Consider the following 14540-nt stretch of genomic DNA (forward strand, 5'->3'; position numbering starts at 1 on the left):
CGCGACCCCGGAGGAGATCGCCGCGCGGCCGGGCGTCCCGCCCGAGCGGCCCGCGCACGGGGACGCATCCGCCCGCGTGCTCGTACGCAGGGCGCTGCCGACCGAGCCCGCCGTACGAGGCTCCAGGTCGCTTTTCCTGGCCGAGGCGGAACGCCAGGGGCTCAAGGCGGGCCGACGCATGCTCCACGTCGGACCGGAACCGGCCGGCGACCAGGTCGCGGCCTGCCTCCGGATCGAGCCCGGCACCGACGTGGTGGCCCGGCGCAAGATGATGACCGCGAACGACGTCCCCGTACGCATCGCGACCAGCTACTTCCGCGCCGACCTCTTCGGCGGCACCCGGCTCGCCGAGCCCGGGTTCGTCCAGCCGTCGCTCCAGGCCGCGCTGATCGCCCTCGGGCACACGTTCGGCCACGCCGAGGAGAGCCTGACCGCCCGGCCCCCGACCGCCTTCGAACGCGAGACGCTGGAGCTGGAGCCCGGCGAGTGGATCGTCCAGGTGCTGCGGGCGAGCTACGCCACCGACGGCACGCCCGTCCACGTCCTGGAGACCGTGTGCGCCGCCACCCGGCACGTGTTCGCCATCACGCAGGTCTCCGGTCATGACGAGTTCTGAGGCGCTCCGGACGCGTCCAGAATGATCCATCCGTGCGGAGGGAGATCCCTTGACAGGTGCCGAGGAGTTCAGGAACGCGGCGCAGGCGCTCATCGCGGCCATCGGCGACCATCTGAACGCCGTGTCGGAAGCGGGGAACCCGTCAGAGTGGACCGCCGAGAGCGAGGCGCTGAGGGAGGCGGCGCGGGCCTACGCCGAGGCCGGTGCGGCCCTGACGGGGGAGGAGCTGATCGCGCCCGTCCCAGGCGGCGAGCCTGACCCGCCCCCGGCGTCCGAGCTGACTTCCGCGTCCGACCCGCCCCCGGCGTCCGACCTGACTTCCGCGTCCGACCTGACTTCTGTGTCCGAGCTGGCCTCCGATCTGGGCTCGGTGTCCGGGCCGGTTCCCGTGTCCGGTGCTGCGGGAGGGGTGTTGTCCATCCTGTCCCGCCTCGATTACCTCGTCGACGACTTCGGCGAGATCATCGAGGCGGGGCGGCGCTCGTACCGGGCGATCCGGCCGGAGGCGACCGAGGCCGAGGTCCGGGCCGAGGTCGGCGACCTGTCGAGCGCGATCTACGAGATCCTGCACGTGAACGAGGACCAGGTGCCGTTCCCGTTCCCGGCCGCGAAACCGATCAGCGGGGTCGTCTGGTTCCTGGAGGCGGGTGAGGCGATGTCGGACGAGCTGGGCAGCCCGCCCGCGGACCCGTTCGGGGTGGCGGAGGACGCGGACGACGGGCTGCTCTTCACCCACCGGGACATCTACTCGCCCTGGTCAGGGGCGTTCGCCGAGGACGGATGACCGGCTGGCGGGGGTGAGGCGTTCTATTCCAGGATGTCCTCGGGGGCGAGGGAGACCTCCGGGAGCGGCTCGTCGCCACTCTCGTCGACCGCCTCCTTCTCCGGCTGACAGTGCTCGCCGCAGCCCTCGAACCGCGCCGTGTTCACCGGGACGAACTCGCTCGGTTCGGCCCCTCGCAGCGCGGAGGCCATCGTGTCCCGCCAGATCGGACCCGGGATGCTGGCCCCCTGCACCGCGCCGTAGTAGCGTCCGCCGATCGTCACCCCGGTCAGCTTGTGCTGCTGCGAGCCGCGCGGGTCACCCAGGCTGACCGCGGCGGCCAGGTCGGGGGTGAAACCGGCGAACCAGGCCGAGGCGTAGTCGTCCGTGGTGCCCGTCTTGCCGGCCGCCGGGCGGCCGATGCCGCCCACCCCGCTCATCGTCCCCTCGGTGAACACGCCGGACAGCACCTCGGCCGTCGCGTCGGCGATCGGCGGGTCCAGGGCCTGGCGGCATTTGGGGCGGTATCGGGTGGTCTTGCCGTCGCGGTCGGTGATCTGGGTGATCGCCATCGGGGCGCAGTACGAGCCGCGCGCCGCGATCGCCGCGTACGCGGTGGCCATCGTGACCGGGTCGGTCTCGTTGATCCCGAGCGTGAACGTCTCGTACTCCTGCAGCTTCTTGCCGTCCGCCCGCCGAACGCCCAGCGACTTGGCGGTCTCCACCGTGTCGCAGAGGCCGACGCGCTGCTCCAGCTCCATGAAGAACGTGTTCACCGAGTCCCACGTGCCGCTGCGCAGCGTCTTCCAGCCGGGCGAGCCCTCGTCGTTGGTGACGGTGTGGGTCGGGTCGCCGGCGTTCCCGCCCGCGCAGTTCTTGAACGTCGAGTACTCCGGCGCCCGGTAACCCGCCCCCGCGGCGAGGCCGTCGTCCAGCTTCATGTCCTCCTTGAGTGCCGTGATCAGCGTGAACGTCTTCATCGTGGACCCCGGCTGGAACCCGACGCCGCCCCCGTGCGCCGCGTCCGCGACCACGTTGTACGAGATCTCGTTCTTGGCCGCCCGCCTGCCGTACTCCCTGCTGGCGGCCATCGCCCTGATCTCCCCGGTGCCCGGCTTGACCAGGGCCTCGGAGGCGACCGGCTGGTCGGAGGCGTTCACGTACCGCTTGATGGCCTGCTCGGCCGCCGCCTGCATGGCCGGGTCGAGCGTGGTTTTGATGGTCAGGCCGCCGCGGTTGAGCATCGCGAGCCGGTCCTTGGCGGTGCGGCCGAAGTCCGGGTTCTTGAGGATCTCCTGGCGAACGTAGATGCAGAAGTACGGATATTTGCTGGACTCACAGCCTCCGGGGAGGTTGGTGCCCTTGTAGCCGAGTTTGGCGTCCTTCGCCTTCTCCGCCTCCGCGCTGGTGATCTTGCCCAGCTCGGCCATCCGGTCCAGGACGACGTTGCGCCGCTTCAGCAGGCGTTCGCGCTGCTCGGGGCCGAGGTTGGGGTCGGTGGCGTTCGGGTCCTGGACGGCGCCGGCCAGCGTCGCCGCCTGCGGCAGGGTCAGGTCGGCCGCGTGCACGCCGAAGAACCGCTTGGCCGCCGCCTCCACCCCGTACGCGCTGGCCCCGAAGTACGCGATGTTCAGATATTTCTCGAGAATCTGGTCCTTGGTGTACTTCTTCTCGATCCCCATCGCGTACCGCAGCTCGTTGAGCTTGCGCGCGTAGCTCGCCTCGATGGCCGCGTCCCGCTCCTGATCGGTGTCGGCCGAGTTGAGCAGGACCTGCTTGACGTACTGCTGCGTGATGCTCGACCCGCCCTGGCTCACCCGGCCCGACTGCAGGTTCGTGGCCAGCGCGCGCAGCGTGCCCTCGATGTCGATCGCCCCGTGGTCGTAGAACCGGAAGTCCTCGATCGCGACGATCGCCGTCTTCATCGTCCCGGAGATCTCGTCGAAGTCGACGACCTCGCGGTACTCCTCGTAGAAGCGGGCGATCTCGCCGCCCTTGGCGTCCCGCACGATCGTCACCTCGGCCGGCGGCGGCTCGGCGAGCTCGACCGGCACCAGGTTCACCTCGTTCGCCGCCGCCACGAGCCCGGCCCCCGCGCCCCCCACGGCCGGCACCGTGATCGCGGCCACCAGCACGCCCGCCGCCGCGCCCAGGGCGGCCAAGCGTACGATCATCGTCCCCCGACGTGGCATCAGAGCCTGCCGAGTCCGCGAGCCAGGATCGTGGCGGTCTGGGCGATCACCGCGTCGTCCGCGGGCAGGCCGGCGACCTCGCGGTTGGTGTAGACGGCCAGGATGACCGGGGGCTTCGACCTGCCGGACGGCCAGGCGACGGCGATGTCGTTGGCCGTACCGATCTCGGAGTTCGTGCCCGTCTTGTCGCCGATCGTCCAGCTCTTGGGCAGCCCGGCGCGGATGCGCGCGCCGCCGGTCTTCGCGGCGATCAGCCAGGCGTTGAGCTGCTCCCGGTCCTTGGCGGTCAACGCGCTCCCGGACGTGACCAGCCGCAGGTCACGACCGATGGCCGCGGGCGTGGTGGTGTCGCGCTTGTCCTTCGGGGTCCAGTCGTTCAGCTCGGTCTCCCAGCGGTCGAGGCGGGAGACCGGGTCCTTCAGCGTACGGAAGTACCTGGTCAGCCCGGCGGGCCCGCCGAGCTGCTTGAGCACCATGTTGCCCGCGGTGTTGTCGCTCAGCGTGATGGCTGCCTCGCAGAGCTGGGCGACCGTCAGGCCGTCCTCGACGTGCTTCTCGGTCGTCGGCGAGTTGGGCTTGACGTCGGCGGCCGTCCACGTGACCCGCTTGTCCATCAGGCCGGGCTCGGAGGTACGCGCCTTGTGCAGCGCCGCCGCGCAGGCCATGGCCTTGAAGGTGGACAGGAGCGGGAAGCGTTCGCCCGACCGGTAGGTGAGCGTCTTGCCGGTGGCGGTGTCGACGGCGTACGCGCCGATGCGGCCCTTGAAGGACGTCTCCAGAGCCCGCAGTTCCTTGGTGACCTGTGCCTGGCCCGCCGGGACCGCCTGCGCGACCGTCGCCGCCGCGGCCGGCGCGGCCCCCGCCGCGCCCGTCGTCAGCGTGGCACCCGTGAAGAGGGAGAACGTCAGGGCGGTCGCCCGCAGCGTCGCCGGGTAGCGGCGGGTGCGGAGGTGTCGCATGCCAGAGTCCTTACTGTCGTCCATCAGGTCGCGGGCAGGAGCAAAGCAGATGCGATCCGGCGATGTCTAATAGCGATATCGCGAAAGTTTCCATATCGAACCTTGTATGAACGCAGGTCAGCGGCCTCGCCGGAGCACCATGAGGCCCGCGCCGACCAGCCCGGCGGCGTGCAGGCACAACGTCGGCACGATGCCGATCCGGTCGCCGAGCGCGCCCGCGATCGACAGGCCGAGCAGCCCCGTGGCGGCGTGGGCGCTCCCGAGCAGCCCGAAGACGGCCCCGGCGCGGTCGCCGCCGGTGGCCGTCTGCGCCAGCGTGGTCAGCCCCGCCGTCGCCGCGGCGGCCGGGACCCCGGCCACGACGATCAGGACGAGCGCCGGCCAGAGCACGGGCCAGGCCAGCGGGTAGGCGAACAGCGCCAGGTCCGCCAGGCCGAAGACGACCGTCCCCCAGCCCAGCAGTGCCCGCGGCGGCGCGTCGCCCGGCCAGGCCGCCACGGCGAGCCCACCGGCGATGCCCCCCACCGCCTGCACCGACAGGAACGCCCCGTACGCGTCCCCGCCGCCGCCCAGCACGTCCGCCACGAAGGGGGTGGCCAGCGTCGCGAAGACGCCCTCACCCAGCCCCGTGATCACCATGTACGCCACCAGCAGCCGGACGCCCCTCTCCCGCAGCACGGACGGCCCCCGCCGCGCCGGGGCACGCTCGCCCCCGGCCGGTGACGACGTCCGCAGGCTCGCCAGCAGCAGCGCAGAGAGCAGGAAGCCGGCCACGTCGATCCAGACGACGGCGGCCAGGCCGCCCGCGCCGACCGCGAGCCCGCCGGCCAGCGCGCCGATCAGCCGGGCGGCCTGGCCGCTCTGCCCGTGCAGGGCGTTGGCCCGGACGAGGTGCGACTCGGGCACGAGACGGGGGAGCAGCGCCTTCTGGGCGGGCGCGAGCACCGTGCCGAGCGCGCCCGTCCAGAGCGCGACCGCGTACACGATCCACACCTGGTCGGGCTCGCGTACGGCCAGGAGCGGCAGCAGCCCGAGCGCCAGGAGGAGATCCGTGCCTACCAGCAGGCGGCGGCGGTCCCAGCGGTCGGCCAGCATCCCGGCGACCGGGCCCAGCACGACGTCGGGGAGCCGGGAGGCCAGCAGCATGGTCGCGGTGGAGAGGGTGGAGCCGGTGAGCAGGTAGACGTGGAAGGCCAGTCCGGTGCCGATCGCCCAGTCACCGGTCTGCGAGATCAGCCCGGCCGCGAGCAACCGGCGGAAGTCCCGGTTGCCACCCCATAACGCCCCGATCCCGGGCGGCGCGGCCTCGGTCATGAGAGGCGACCGCCGGACGGGAGCGATCCGGCTGGCGCGGCCCGGTGGGCGGAGGCGGAGGTCCTGGACACAACGGCCAGGCTGGTCAGAACGGTCAGAACGACCCGGAGGGCCCGGGGGACGCTGGCGGGGAGAGGGCGGGGGGAGCGGCGCATCAGTCGCCCGTGCCGGTCGGGGGGAGCGGGACCACGAGCTGCGTCGCCAGCACGGGCAGCGCCCCGTCGGGCCGGGAGGCCGGGGCGGACGTGCGCGCCATCAACGGCTCCAGCAGCGCCTCCACGGCCGCCCCGATCGCCTTGATCTCGTCAGGGGTGGCGTACAGGTAGAAGTTGCCGACCCCGCCGACCTTCCGCCACGGCTCCGGCGCGTCGGCCCGGCGCTGCTGCCACTCGACCAGCCGGGCCAGCGCCCGCTCCGCGATCACCTGCTCCAGCAGCCCCCGCGCGGCCGAGGCGTCGGTGCCGGGCTCGTCGCTGACCCACTCCTGGACGGTCTCGGTCACCTTCCACGGCCGTTCTCGCTCGTCGCGGGCGGGTGCCTGCTCGACGAAGCCGTACTTGGCGAGCTGCCGCAGATGGTACGAGGCCAGCGCCTGGCTGATCCCGACCTCGCGGGCCGCGTCCGCGGCGGTCGCCGTGCCCGCGCGCAGCAGCACCTCGTGCAGCGCCAGTCGTACCGGATGTGCGAACGCCCGCATCGCCGCCGGGTCGTCCAGCAGCCGCCGGGGACGGCCGCCCGAAGCTGATTCCAAAGACATGCTTGGAATCTTCGGGCGAAGGCCGGCGAAACGTCAAGGGTTTCTTTGGAATGCCGGGACGGCGACCGTGCCCGCCGAGCCGCCCGGCACGTTCCGGGCGCAGGCGGGAGGGTCGGTGAGCTGTCCGGAAAGTTTTGGTCACAGCACGTGGCCGGGTGCTTGGGTAGGGTCGAAGCATGCGTCACCTCAAAAGCCGGTTCGTGCCCCTGGCCCTGTTCGCCTCGGCCGCGTTCGCGGCCGGTTGCAGCGACGTCAACAACACCATCGACAAGGCCCAGGCGTGTCTGGAGGCACCGAAGATCATCGCCGACCTGGGCACGCAGATCGCCTCGCTCACCAACGACCCCCAGGCCATGGACAAAGCCCTCGACGACGCCGCGGCCAAGCTCAACGGCGTTGCCGACACGGCGGCCAACACCACGCTCAAAGAGGCCAGCGACAGCATGGCCAGCACCCTGACCGGCATCACGCTCAACGACGTCAACGACGCCGTCGACGCCGTACAGAAGGTCACCGCGGAGGGCGCCGCCTACGTGGAGAAGGTGGCCCAGGCCTGCAGCTGAGCCGTTGGGACAATCCCGACTTCTCTAGGGGAAATGGGTACGAATTAGCGTTTATCCCATGGAACCCGACCCGCGTTTCACCTTGGCCAACGAACGGACCTTCCTCACCTGGCTGAGCACGGCGCTGGCGCTCAGCGCGGGTGGGGTGGCCATGGCGGCGGTGCCGTCCGACGTGTTCGTGCCGTGGATCCGTACGGGGCTGGCCGTCGTGCTGGTCACCCTCTCCGCGCTGGCGGCGGGTATGGCCTACCCCCGCTGGCGCAACATCCAGCGTGCGCTGCGTGAGCAGGCGCCGCTCCCGCCGCCCGCGCTGGCGGCCGTCTTCGGGTACGGCGTCGCCGCCGTGGCCGTGGTGGCCCTCGTCCTCATCATCCTGTCGGCACAGAAATGAGCACACAGAGGGGCGGTCGTTGACGATGGCCGCGGACGAGGAGATCTGGGACCGAGGGCTGCAGAGCGAGCGGACCCGCCTGGCCTGGGTGCGTACGGCGGTGGCGCTGTCCACCGGCGGGCTGGCCGCGGCCGGGCTCGCGGTCAGGAGCAGCCTGCCCTCGGTCGCCATCGCGGCCTTCGCGATGGCCGCGTTCTGCGGCGGCGTCCTGCTCATCAGGACGAGGCTGCGGTTCCGTCGGGTCCAGGCGGCGCTGCACGGCGGCCGGCCGCTGGGCGCCGGGCTCGACGTGGTTTTCGCCTGGCTCGGCACGCTGAGCGTGGTGGCAGGTGCTTTCACCTTTGTGTTCACCGTTCGGTGAGGCCGGTTGCGGGAATTCGAGAGGGAGGCGGACACTCGGAATCAGGGGGTGACCTCATTGGAGGAAGAGCACCGGCAAGTGCCTTTCGAGTGCCAGAGCTGCTGGCATGTCTGGCAGGAAGAGTACGTCGTCAGGCACATCGAAGATGATCACGGCAACGCGGGCGAGGTCTGGCTGCGTGCCGACCTGCCCATCCCGCCGCCCTCGCCGGGCGCCATCTGCCCGCGGTGCGGCTGCCAGAAGGCGACCACGTTCCCGGACGGCTACCTGTCACGCCATCCCGAGCTGATCCCACCGGCCGAGCCCGTCGTTCCCGACGCGACGCCGTTGCTCAGCCCGGTGCCCAGACCGTTCTACTGACTCCTAACCTGACAGCGGGTGAGCATTTCGTGGCTCCCGGTGGCAGAAAGCCCGTCTTGTACGGAGAACGTGGCCGGACGGACACTCGGATCGACACGGCGATCAACGGCCGGGGGTGGTTCTGGTGCCCGACGGGTTCGAGACCTGTGAGACGTGGCCCTTCGAATGCCTTCGCTGCCTGCACGTCTGGGTAGAGGAGTACGTCGTCAGACACCTCTCAGACGTCTACGGCAACGAGGTGGACATCTGGCTCAGCTCGGGGGTTCCCGTGCCGCCGCCCTGGACGGACCTCTGCTGTCCGGACTGCGGGGCGTACCACGTGACCTGGTTCCCCTCCGGGTATCTCACCCGCCATCCCGAGCTGATGCCCCAGCGTGAGTCCGAGCCGGAGCCGGCGCCGGTCATGGCGCCGGTACCGGCCACGGGCAGGGCGCCCGCCGCGAAGCGGGCGCATCTGCCCGGCCGGCTGCTCGTCGCGCTGGGCGTGCCGCTGGCCCTGTTCGTCGGGTACGAGCTGTACGCCAACATCGTGGCCCTGGCCCGCCCCCGGCACTAGCCGGGCACTAGCTGAGGCTCTCCAGCCACGCCCGGTGCAGCCCGGCGAAGCGGCCGGAGGCGGCGATGAGCTGGTCCGGCGGCCCGTCCTCGACGATGCGGCCGCGCTCCATCACCAGCACCCGGTCGGCGATCTCCACGGTCGACAGCCGGTGCGCGATGATCAGCGCGGTCCGCTCGGCCAGGATCGTCCGCAGCGCGCGCTGCACCAGCCGCTCGCTCGGCACGTCGAGGCTGGAGGTGGCCTCGTCGAGGATCAGCACCGCCGGGTCGGCCAGGAACGCCCGCGCGAACGCGACGAGCTGCCGCTGCCCGGCCGACATGCGCCCGCCGCGCTTGCCCACCTCGGTCGCGTAGCCGTCGGGCAGGCCGGAGATGAACTCGTGGGCGCCGATGGCCTTGGCGGCCTCGCGTACCTGGCGGTCGGTGGCGCCCGGGCGGCCGAACCTGATGTTGTCGGCGACCGTACCGCTGAACAGGAAGTTCTCCTGGGTCACCATGACCACGGCCTGGCGCAGCGTGGGCTCGTCGAGCGCGCGCAGGTCGACGCCGTCGAGCAGCACGCGGCCCTCGGTCGGGTCGTAGAAGCGGGAGATCAGCTTGGCCAGCGTGGTCTTGCCCGCGCCCGTCGCGCCGACCAGCGCCACGCTCTGACCGCCCGGGATCGTCAGGTCGAGCCGGGGCAGGATCGGCATCTCCTTGACGTAGGCGAACTCGACCCGTTCGAAGCGCACCTTCCCCCGCGCGGTGCCGGACGGCAGCGCCGCCGGTTCGCGCGGCTCGGGCACGGCGGGCTCCTCCTCCAGCACGCCCGACAGCTTCTCCAGGGCCGCGCCGGCCGACTGCAGCGTGTTGTAGAACTGGCTGACCTCCTGCATCGGCTCGTAGAACTGGCGCAGGTAGAGCAGGAACGCGGTCAGCACACCGACCTTGACCTCCCCCTGGAGCGCCAGCCAGCCGCCGTAGAGCAGCACGCCGCCGATCGTCAGGTTGCCGATCAGCTTGATGCCGGTCATGAACGTCGCGCCGAGCTGCATGCTGCGCGCGTTCGCCCCCCGGTAGTCGTCGTTGAGCTGCTCGAAGATCTCCTGGTTGCGCGGCTCCCTGCGGAAGGCCTGCACGGCGCGGATGCCGGTCATCGACTCCACGAAGTGGACGATCACCAGCGCCACGGTCTCCCGTGTACGCCGGTAGACGATGGCCGACTGCTGCCTGAACCACTTCGTGAACAGCACCAGGAACGGCAGCGGGATCAGCGCCACCAGGCCCAGGTGCACGTCCAGCACCAGCAGCAGCACCGCCGTGCCGACCATGGTCAGCACGGCCTTGACCAGCGCGTCGAACCCCGACTGGAGCAGCTCGGCGATGGCCTCGATGTCGGAGGTCAGCCGCGAGATCACGCGTCCGGAGGTGTAGTTCTCGTGGAAGCTCAGCGACAGCCGCTGGAAGTGGTCGAACACCCTGCGGCGCAGCTCCAGCAGGATGCCCTGGCCGATCGTGCCCGACAGCCGCAGGAACGCCTGCCGGGTGAGCGCCTGGGTGATCGCCGCGCCCAGGATCACCCCGACCACGGTCAGCAGGACGCTCGGGCCGGACCCGCCGGTGATCGGCGGGATGCCCTCGTCGATGCCCACCGAGACCAGGAACGGGATCGACAGGCCGGCCGCGTTCGACACCACGATGATCGCGACCAGCAGCGCGATCTTCTTCCTGGACGGCTTGAGCAGGTCGCCCAGCAGCCGCCGCGAGCGCGCCCGCAGCAGCACGGACACCTTCTCCGGCAGCTCGTCCTGGTCCTCGGAGGCGACGCCGCGCCAGGAACGGGCGTCCTGCCCGGTCTCCGGGGCCGTGGCGGTCATCGCAGCGCTCCTTCCGAGGCGCCGTCGAAGTCGGCGTCCTGGGCCAGCAGCTCCCGGTATTCGGGCACCCGCGCCAGCAGTTCCTGGTGCTGCCCGACGTGGGTGATCGTGCCGCCGCGCAGCAGCGCGACCTTGTCGGCCAGCAGCACGGTGGAGGCCCGGTGGGCGACCACGATGCCGGTCGCCTCGCGCAGCACGTGGCGCAGCGCCTCCTCCACCAGGGCCTCGGTCTCGACGTCGAGCGCGGACAGCGTGTCGTCGAGCACGAGGATGCGCGGCTTGCTCAGCACCGCCCTGGCCAGGGCCAGGCGCTGGCGCTGGCCACCGGACAGGGACAACCCCTGCTCGCCGATGCGGGTGTCGAGGCCCCACGGCAGGTCGTAGACGAACATGGCCTGCGCGGTCCGGATGGCCTCGGCCAGCTCTTCCTCGGTGGCGTCGAGGCGGCCGAGCGTGAGGTTCTCGCGCACGCTCATGGAGAACAGCGTGGGCTCCTCGAAGGCGGTGGCCACCACCGAGCGCAGCACCTTCAGGTCGAGCTCGCGCACGTCGTGCCCGTCGATCGTGACCCGGCCCGAGGTGGGGTCGATCAGGCGGGGCACCAGCGCGGTCAGGGTGGTCTTGCCCGCCCCGGTCGCGCCCACGACGGCCACGGTCTCGCCCGGCCTGACCTCCAGCCAGAGGTCGTGCAGCACGGGCTCCTCGGAGTCGGCGAAGCGGAAGCCGACGCCCTCGAAGCGCAGGTGCCCGCGCGGCTCGTCGATGGTCCGGGTGCCGCCCTCGATGGCCGGGGCTGTGTCCATGACCTCCATCAGGCGGTCGGCGGAGGTCATCGCCTCCTGGGCCATGGCCAGGATGTAGCCGAGGCTCGCGATCGGCCAGACTAGCTGGAGCATCAGCGTGGTGAACGCGACCAGCGCGCCCAGGGTGAGCCCGCCCGAGCCGACCGCCAGCGCGCCCAGCAGCAGCACGAAGGCCAGCGTGATGTTGGGGATGATCTCCAGGAACGCGAAGAACTTGGCCGAATGGCGCACCTTGTCCATCGACGAGCCGTAGACCTTGAGCGCGGCGTCGTCGTAGCGGTCGTAGACGTGGTGGCGGCGGCCGAACGCCTTGATCGTACGGATGCCGATCGCGGACTCCTCGACGAGCGTGGCGAGGTCGCCCTGCTCGTCCTGGACCCGGCGGGAGATCTTGATGTAGCGCTTCTCGAAGCGCAGCGAGGTCCACACGATCGGTACGGCCGAGGCCAGCACCAGCAGCCCGAGCGGCCAGTACTTGTTCAGCAGCAGCACGGTGACCGTGATGAGCTGAAGGATGTTCATGACCAGGAAGAGCATGCCGAAGCCGAGGAAGCGGCGGATCGTCGACAGGTCGGTCGTGGCCCGTGATAAGAGCTGACCCGACTGCCAGTCGCCGTGAAAGCCCATCGGCAGGCGCTGCAGGTGCTCGTAGAGGTCGTCGCGGATGGCGGTCTCCAGGCCGAGCACCGGTTTGACCTGGAGCCAGCGCCTGAAGAAGATCAGCAGAGCCTCGACCACGCCGACGCCGATCGCGAGCAGCCCGAGCGGGAGCAGCGCGCCGGAGTCGCCGTGGGCGACGGGGCCGTCGATGACCCTCTCGCTGATGAGGGGGAGCGCGATGCCGACGGCGATGCCGACGATCGCGGCCAGCCAGATGAAGGTCAGTCTGACGACGTATGGGCGGAGGTAGGACTTCATCCGCCACAGGGAGTTGGAGGAGAGCAGGGGACGGCGAGATTTGTGCGTATCGGGAGGCATCCCTCCTAGGCTAATACGGGGCATCAACCGATTTTCTGTGGCCTGATGGTGGGTTTCCTGTACGTGACGTGCGGAAACATGAAAGATCGTGTAGTTCCGGTGGCACGTAACCCTTGTTGTGATGTGTTCGGGAATGTTCTTTATGCCGGCCCGGACGGCCCGTGAGAGGAGACCCATGATCGAGCCATCGGAGCTGCCGCACCTGCGGCGCTGCGTCGAACTCGCCCGGCTGGCCCTGGAGTCAGGCGACCAGCCGTTCGGGTCGGTGCTGGTCTCCGGCGACGGCGCCGTGCTGGCCGAAGACCACAACCGGGTGGCCTCGGGAGACGCCACGCGGCATCCGGAGTTCGAGCTCGCCCGCTGGTCGGCCGGGCACATGACGCCCGAGGAGCGCTCCGCCGCCACCGTCTACACCTCCGGCGAGCACTGCCCGATGTGCGCCGCCGCGCACGCGTGGGTGGGGCTGGGCCGCATCGTGTACGTCGCCTCCTCGGCCCAGCTCGCCGCCTGGCTGGCCGAGCTGGGTGTGCCCGCGCCGCCCGTGCGTACGCTGCCGGTCAACGACGTCGCGCCCGGCGTGACCGTCGAGGGCCCGGTGCCCGAGCTGGCCGAGGAGGTGCGCGAGCTGCACCGCCGCTTCCACGGCTGACCCCGACACCCGTTTGACCTGCGGTTTGTACGATGCATGGCAGAGTCGGACCATGGTGCACTACCGCTCCATAAGGGCACGGATGACGATCGCGACGGTGGTGTCGTTCGGCGTCGTGCTCCTGGCCGGAGTGGGACTGATCACGATGACGTACCCGGCGCGGGCGCGGGCCGACCTCATGGACCAGGCGGCCAGCGCCAGCCGGCACGTCGCGACCATGGTCGACAGACAGCGGCTCACCGGCCCGATCCCGCCGCAGGACAACGTCCATTTCATGCAGGTCGTGGACGCGCGGGGCGACGTCGTCGCCGCCAGCTCCACCCTGGCCGGCCGGCCGCCGCTGACCCGGGCCTGGCCCACCGGCGGCGACTCACGGGTCGAGGACCGGGTGTGCCGGCCCGACGGGTGCCTGATCGTCGTGGGCACCCGCAACGCCTCCACCCCGTACGGCCCGATCGTCGCCTACGGCGCCGTGCGCGAGACGTTCCTGATGCGCTCGCCCTTCCTGCCCGCGCTCCTGTTCGGCTCCTCCGCCGCCCTCCTGGCGCTCATGGCCTGGGGCGCCTGGTACGGTGTCGGCCGCGTGCTGGCCCCCGTCGAGCGGATCAGGCGGGGCCTCGAACAGATCAGCGCCGTCGACCTCGGCCGCCGCATCGAGGTGCCCGCCACCAGGGACGAGGTCTCCGAGCTGGCCGCCACCGTCAACGACACCCTCGACCGCCTGGAGAACGCCGTCGACCGGCACCGGCGGTTCGTCTCCGACGCCTCACACGAGCTGCGCACCCCCATCGCGGCCCTGACGGTGCGGCTGGAGGCGGGCCTCGAGGAGCGCACCGAGGCGGACTGGCGGGCGGCGCTGGACGACGCGTACCGGCTGTCCGACATCGTGCAGGATCTGCTGCTGATGGCCCGCCTGGACGCCGGCCCCGAGGTCGCGCACGAGCGCGTCAACCTGGGCCGGCTCGTCGAGGCCGAGATCGCGCGGCGGCCCTGCCGGCTGCCGGTGACGACGGAGGTCCAGTCCGGCGTGTACGTGCGGGGCAACCGCCTGCGCCTGGCCCGCCTGTTCACGAACCTGCTGTCCAACGCCGACCGGTACGGGGACTCGCGGGTGCTGGTACGGGTGCTGAGGTCGGGGGAGTGGGCCCTGCTGGACGTGGTGGACGACGGGCCGGGGATCCCCGCGGAGCTGCGGGAGCGGGTGTTCGAGCGCTTCACCCGGCTGGACCGTACGCGGTCGCGCGACACCGGGGGCAGCGGCCTGGGGCTCCCGATCGCCAGGGACATCGCCCGCGCGCACGGAGGGGAGATCAAAATCGTGGAAGGCCCGGACACGAGGGTCTCCCTGCGGATTCCGCTGGCCGATCAGGCGGAGCGGCGGGAGGGCACCCGGTGAGCGGCTCCGGATGCCCTCCTGCGC

Annotated in this window: 15 protein-coding genes; 9 read left to right on the forward strand and 6 right to left on the reverse strand. The window is 71.2% G+C overall.

Features of this window, described 5'->3' with window-relative positions; translation table 11 throughout:
- On the forward strand, positions 1-616 hold a 616-nt coding region (locus tag ABD844_RS42980; protein WP_344892205.1), incomplete at its 5' end, for a GntR family transcriptional regulator.
- A gap of 49 nt (positions 617-665) precedes the next feature.
- Complete coding sequence (locus ABD844_RS42985) at positions 666-1400, forward strand: hypothetical protein (protein WP_344892208.1); 735 nt, start codon at positions 666-668, stop codon at positions 1398-1400.
- Between the two features lie 23 nt (positions 1401-1423).
- Here ABD844_RS42985 and ABD844_RS42990 read toward each other — a convergent pair whose 3' ends face one another.
- The 4 genes from ABD844_RS42990 to ABD844_RS43005 form a co-directional block, all read right to left on the reverse strand.
- Positions 1424-3553 (reverse strand): transglycosylase domain-containing protein, encoded by a 2130-nt coding sequence (locus tag ABD844_RS42990; RefSeq protein WP_344892211.1) that lies wholly within the window; start codon positions 3551-3553, stop codon positions 1424-1426.
- Positions 3554-3570: 17 nt separating this feature from the next.
- Complete coding sequence (gene bla, locus ABD844_RS42995; RefSeq protein ID WP_344892214.1) at positions 3571-4530, reverse strand: class A beta-lactamase; 960 nt, start codon at positions 4528-4530, stop codon at positions 3571-3573.
- 117 nt (positions 4531-4647) lie between these two features.
- Entirely contained in the window at positions 4648-5844 is a 1197-nt protein-coding gene (locus ABD844_RS43000) for an MFS transporter (protein WP_344892217.1), read from the reverse strand.
- A gap of 154 nt (positions 5845-5998) precedes the next feature.
- On the reverse strand, positions 5999-6601 hold the full coding sequence (locus ABD844_RS43005) for a winged helix-turn-helix domain-containing protein (RefSeq protein WP_344892220.1): 603 nt from the start codon (positions 6599-6601) through the stop codon (positions 5999-6001).
- A gap of 176 nt (positions 6602-6777) precedes the next feature.
- On the opposite strand from ABD844_RS43005, the gene ABD844_RS43010 reads away from it, so the two are divergent.
- From ABD844_RS43010 to ABD844_RS43030, 5 genes are all read left to right on the forward strand, one after another.
- On the forward strand, positions 6778-7164 hold the full coding sequence (locus ABD844_RS43010; RefSeq protein WP_344892223.1) for a hypothetical protein: 387 nt from the start codon (positions 6778-6780) through the stop codon (positions 7162-7164).
- A 58-nt stretch (positions 7165-7222) separates the two neighbouring features.
- A complete protein-coding gene (locus ABD844_RS43015) occupies positions 7223-7555 on the forward strand; it encodes a YidH family protein (protein WP_344892226.1) in 333 nt (110 codons plus the stop codon).
- Between the two features lie 25 nt (positions 7556-7580).
- Complete coding sequence (locus ABD844_RS43020) at positions 7581-7916, forward strand: DUF202 domain-containing protein (protein WP_344892368.1); 336 nt, start codon at positions 7581-7583, stop codon at positions 7914-7916.
- Positions 7917-7994: 78 nt separating this feature from the next.
- Complete coding sequence (locus ABD844_RS43025; RefSeq protein ID WP_344892229.1) at positions 7995-8276, forward strand: hypothetical protein; 282 nt, start codon at positions 7995-7997, stop codon at positions 8274-8276.
- Between the two features lie 124 nt (positions 8277-8400).
- On the forward strand, positions 8401-8832 hold the full coding sequence (locus ABD844_RS43030; RefSeq protein WP_344892232.1) for a hypothetical protein: 432 nt from the start codon (positions 8401-8403) through the stop codon (positions 8830-8832).
- Positions 8833-8839: 7 nt separating this feature from the next.
- Here the strand turns inward: ABD844_RS43030 and ABD844_RS43035 are convergent, their stop codons facing one another.
- The gene (locus ABD844_RS43035) at positions 8840-10690 is read right to left on the reverse strand and encodes an ABC transporter ATP-binding protein (protein WP_344892235.1); all 1851 of its coding nucleotides are present in this window, start codon (positions 10688-10690) and stop codon (positions 8840-8842) included.
- On the reverse strand, positions 10687-12471 hold the full coding sequence (locus tag ABD844_RS43040; protein WP_344892238.1) for an ABC transporter ATP-binding protein: 1785 nt from the start codon (positions 12469-12471) through the stop codon (positions 10687-10689). Before ABD844_RS43040 ends, ABD844_RS43035 begins: the two co-directional genes overlap by 4 nt.
- A 175-nt stretch (positions 12472-12646) precedes the next feature.
- On the opposite strand from ABD844_RS43040, the gene ABD844_RS43045 reads away from it, so the two are divergent.
- Complete coding sequence (locus ABD844_RS43045) at positions 12647-13120, forward strand: nucleoside deaminase (RefSeq protein WP_344892241.1); 474 nt, start codon at positions 12647-12649, stop codon at positions 13118-13120.
- Positions 13121-13202: 82 nt separating this feature from the next.
- Entirely contained in the window at positions 13203-14516 is a 1314-nt protein-coding gene (locus ABD844_RS43050) for a sensor histidine kinase (protein ID WP_344892244.1), read from the forward strand.
- The last annotated feature ends 24 nt before the right edge of the window (positions 14517-14540 follow it).

The sequence above is a fragment of the Nonomuraea antimicrobica genome (assembly GCF_039536965.1).
Classification (GTDB): domain Bacteria; phylum Actinomycetota; class Actinomycetes; order Streptosporangiales; family Streptosporangiaceae; genus Nonomuraea; species Nonomuraea antimicrobica.

Bases quoted from the DNA above. Each gene is read 5' to 3' on its own strand.
- ABD844_RS43000 (WP_344892217.1), bottom strand. From the start codon at position 5,844: ATGACCGAGGCCGCGCCGCCCGGGATCGGGGCGTTATGGGGTGGCAAC.
- ABD844_RS42990 (WP_344892211.1), bottom strand. From the start codon at position 3,553: ATGATCGTACGCTTGGCCGCCCTGGGCGCGGCGGCGGGCGTGCTGGTG.
- ABD844_RS43040 (WP_344892238.1), bottom strand. From the start codon at position 12,471: ATGCCTCCCGATACGCACAAATCTCGCCGTCCCCTGCTCTCCTCCAAC.
- ABD844_RS43050 (WP_344892244.1), top strand. From the start codon at position 13,203: ATGACGATCGCGACGGTGGTGTCGTTCGGCGTCGTGCTCCTGGCCGGA.
- ABD844_RS43020 (WP_344892368.1), top strand. From the start codon at position 7,581: ATGGCCGCGGACGAGGAGATCTGGGACCGAGGGCTGCAGAGCGAGCGG.
- ABD844_RS43005 (WP_344892220.1), bottom strand. From the start codon at position 6,601: ATGTCTTTGGAATCAGCTTCGGGCGGCCGTCCCCGGCGGCTGCTGGAC.
- ABD844_RS43010 (WP_344892223.1), top strand. From the start codon at position 6,778: ATGCGTCACCTCAAAAGCCGGTTCGTGCCCCTGGCCCTGTTCGCCTCG.
- bla (WP_344892214.1), bottom strand. From the start codon at position 4,530: ATGCGACACCTCCGCACCCGCCGCTACCCGGCGACGCTGCGGGCGACC.
- ABD844_RS43035 (WP_344892235.1), bottom strand. From the start codon at position 10,690: ATGACCGCCACGGCCCCGGAGACCGGGCAGGACGCCCGTTCCTGGCGC.
- ABD844_RS43015 (WP_344892226.1), top strand. From the start codon at position 7,223: ATGGAACCCGACCCGCGTTTCACCTTGGCCAACGAACGGACCTTCCTC.
- ABD844_RS43045 (WP_344892241.1), top strand. From the start codon at position 12,647: ATGATCGAGCCATCGGAGCTGCCGCACCTGCGGCGCTGCGTCGAACTC.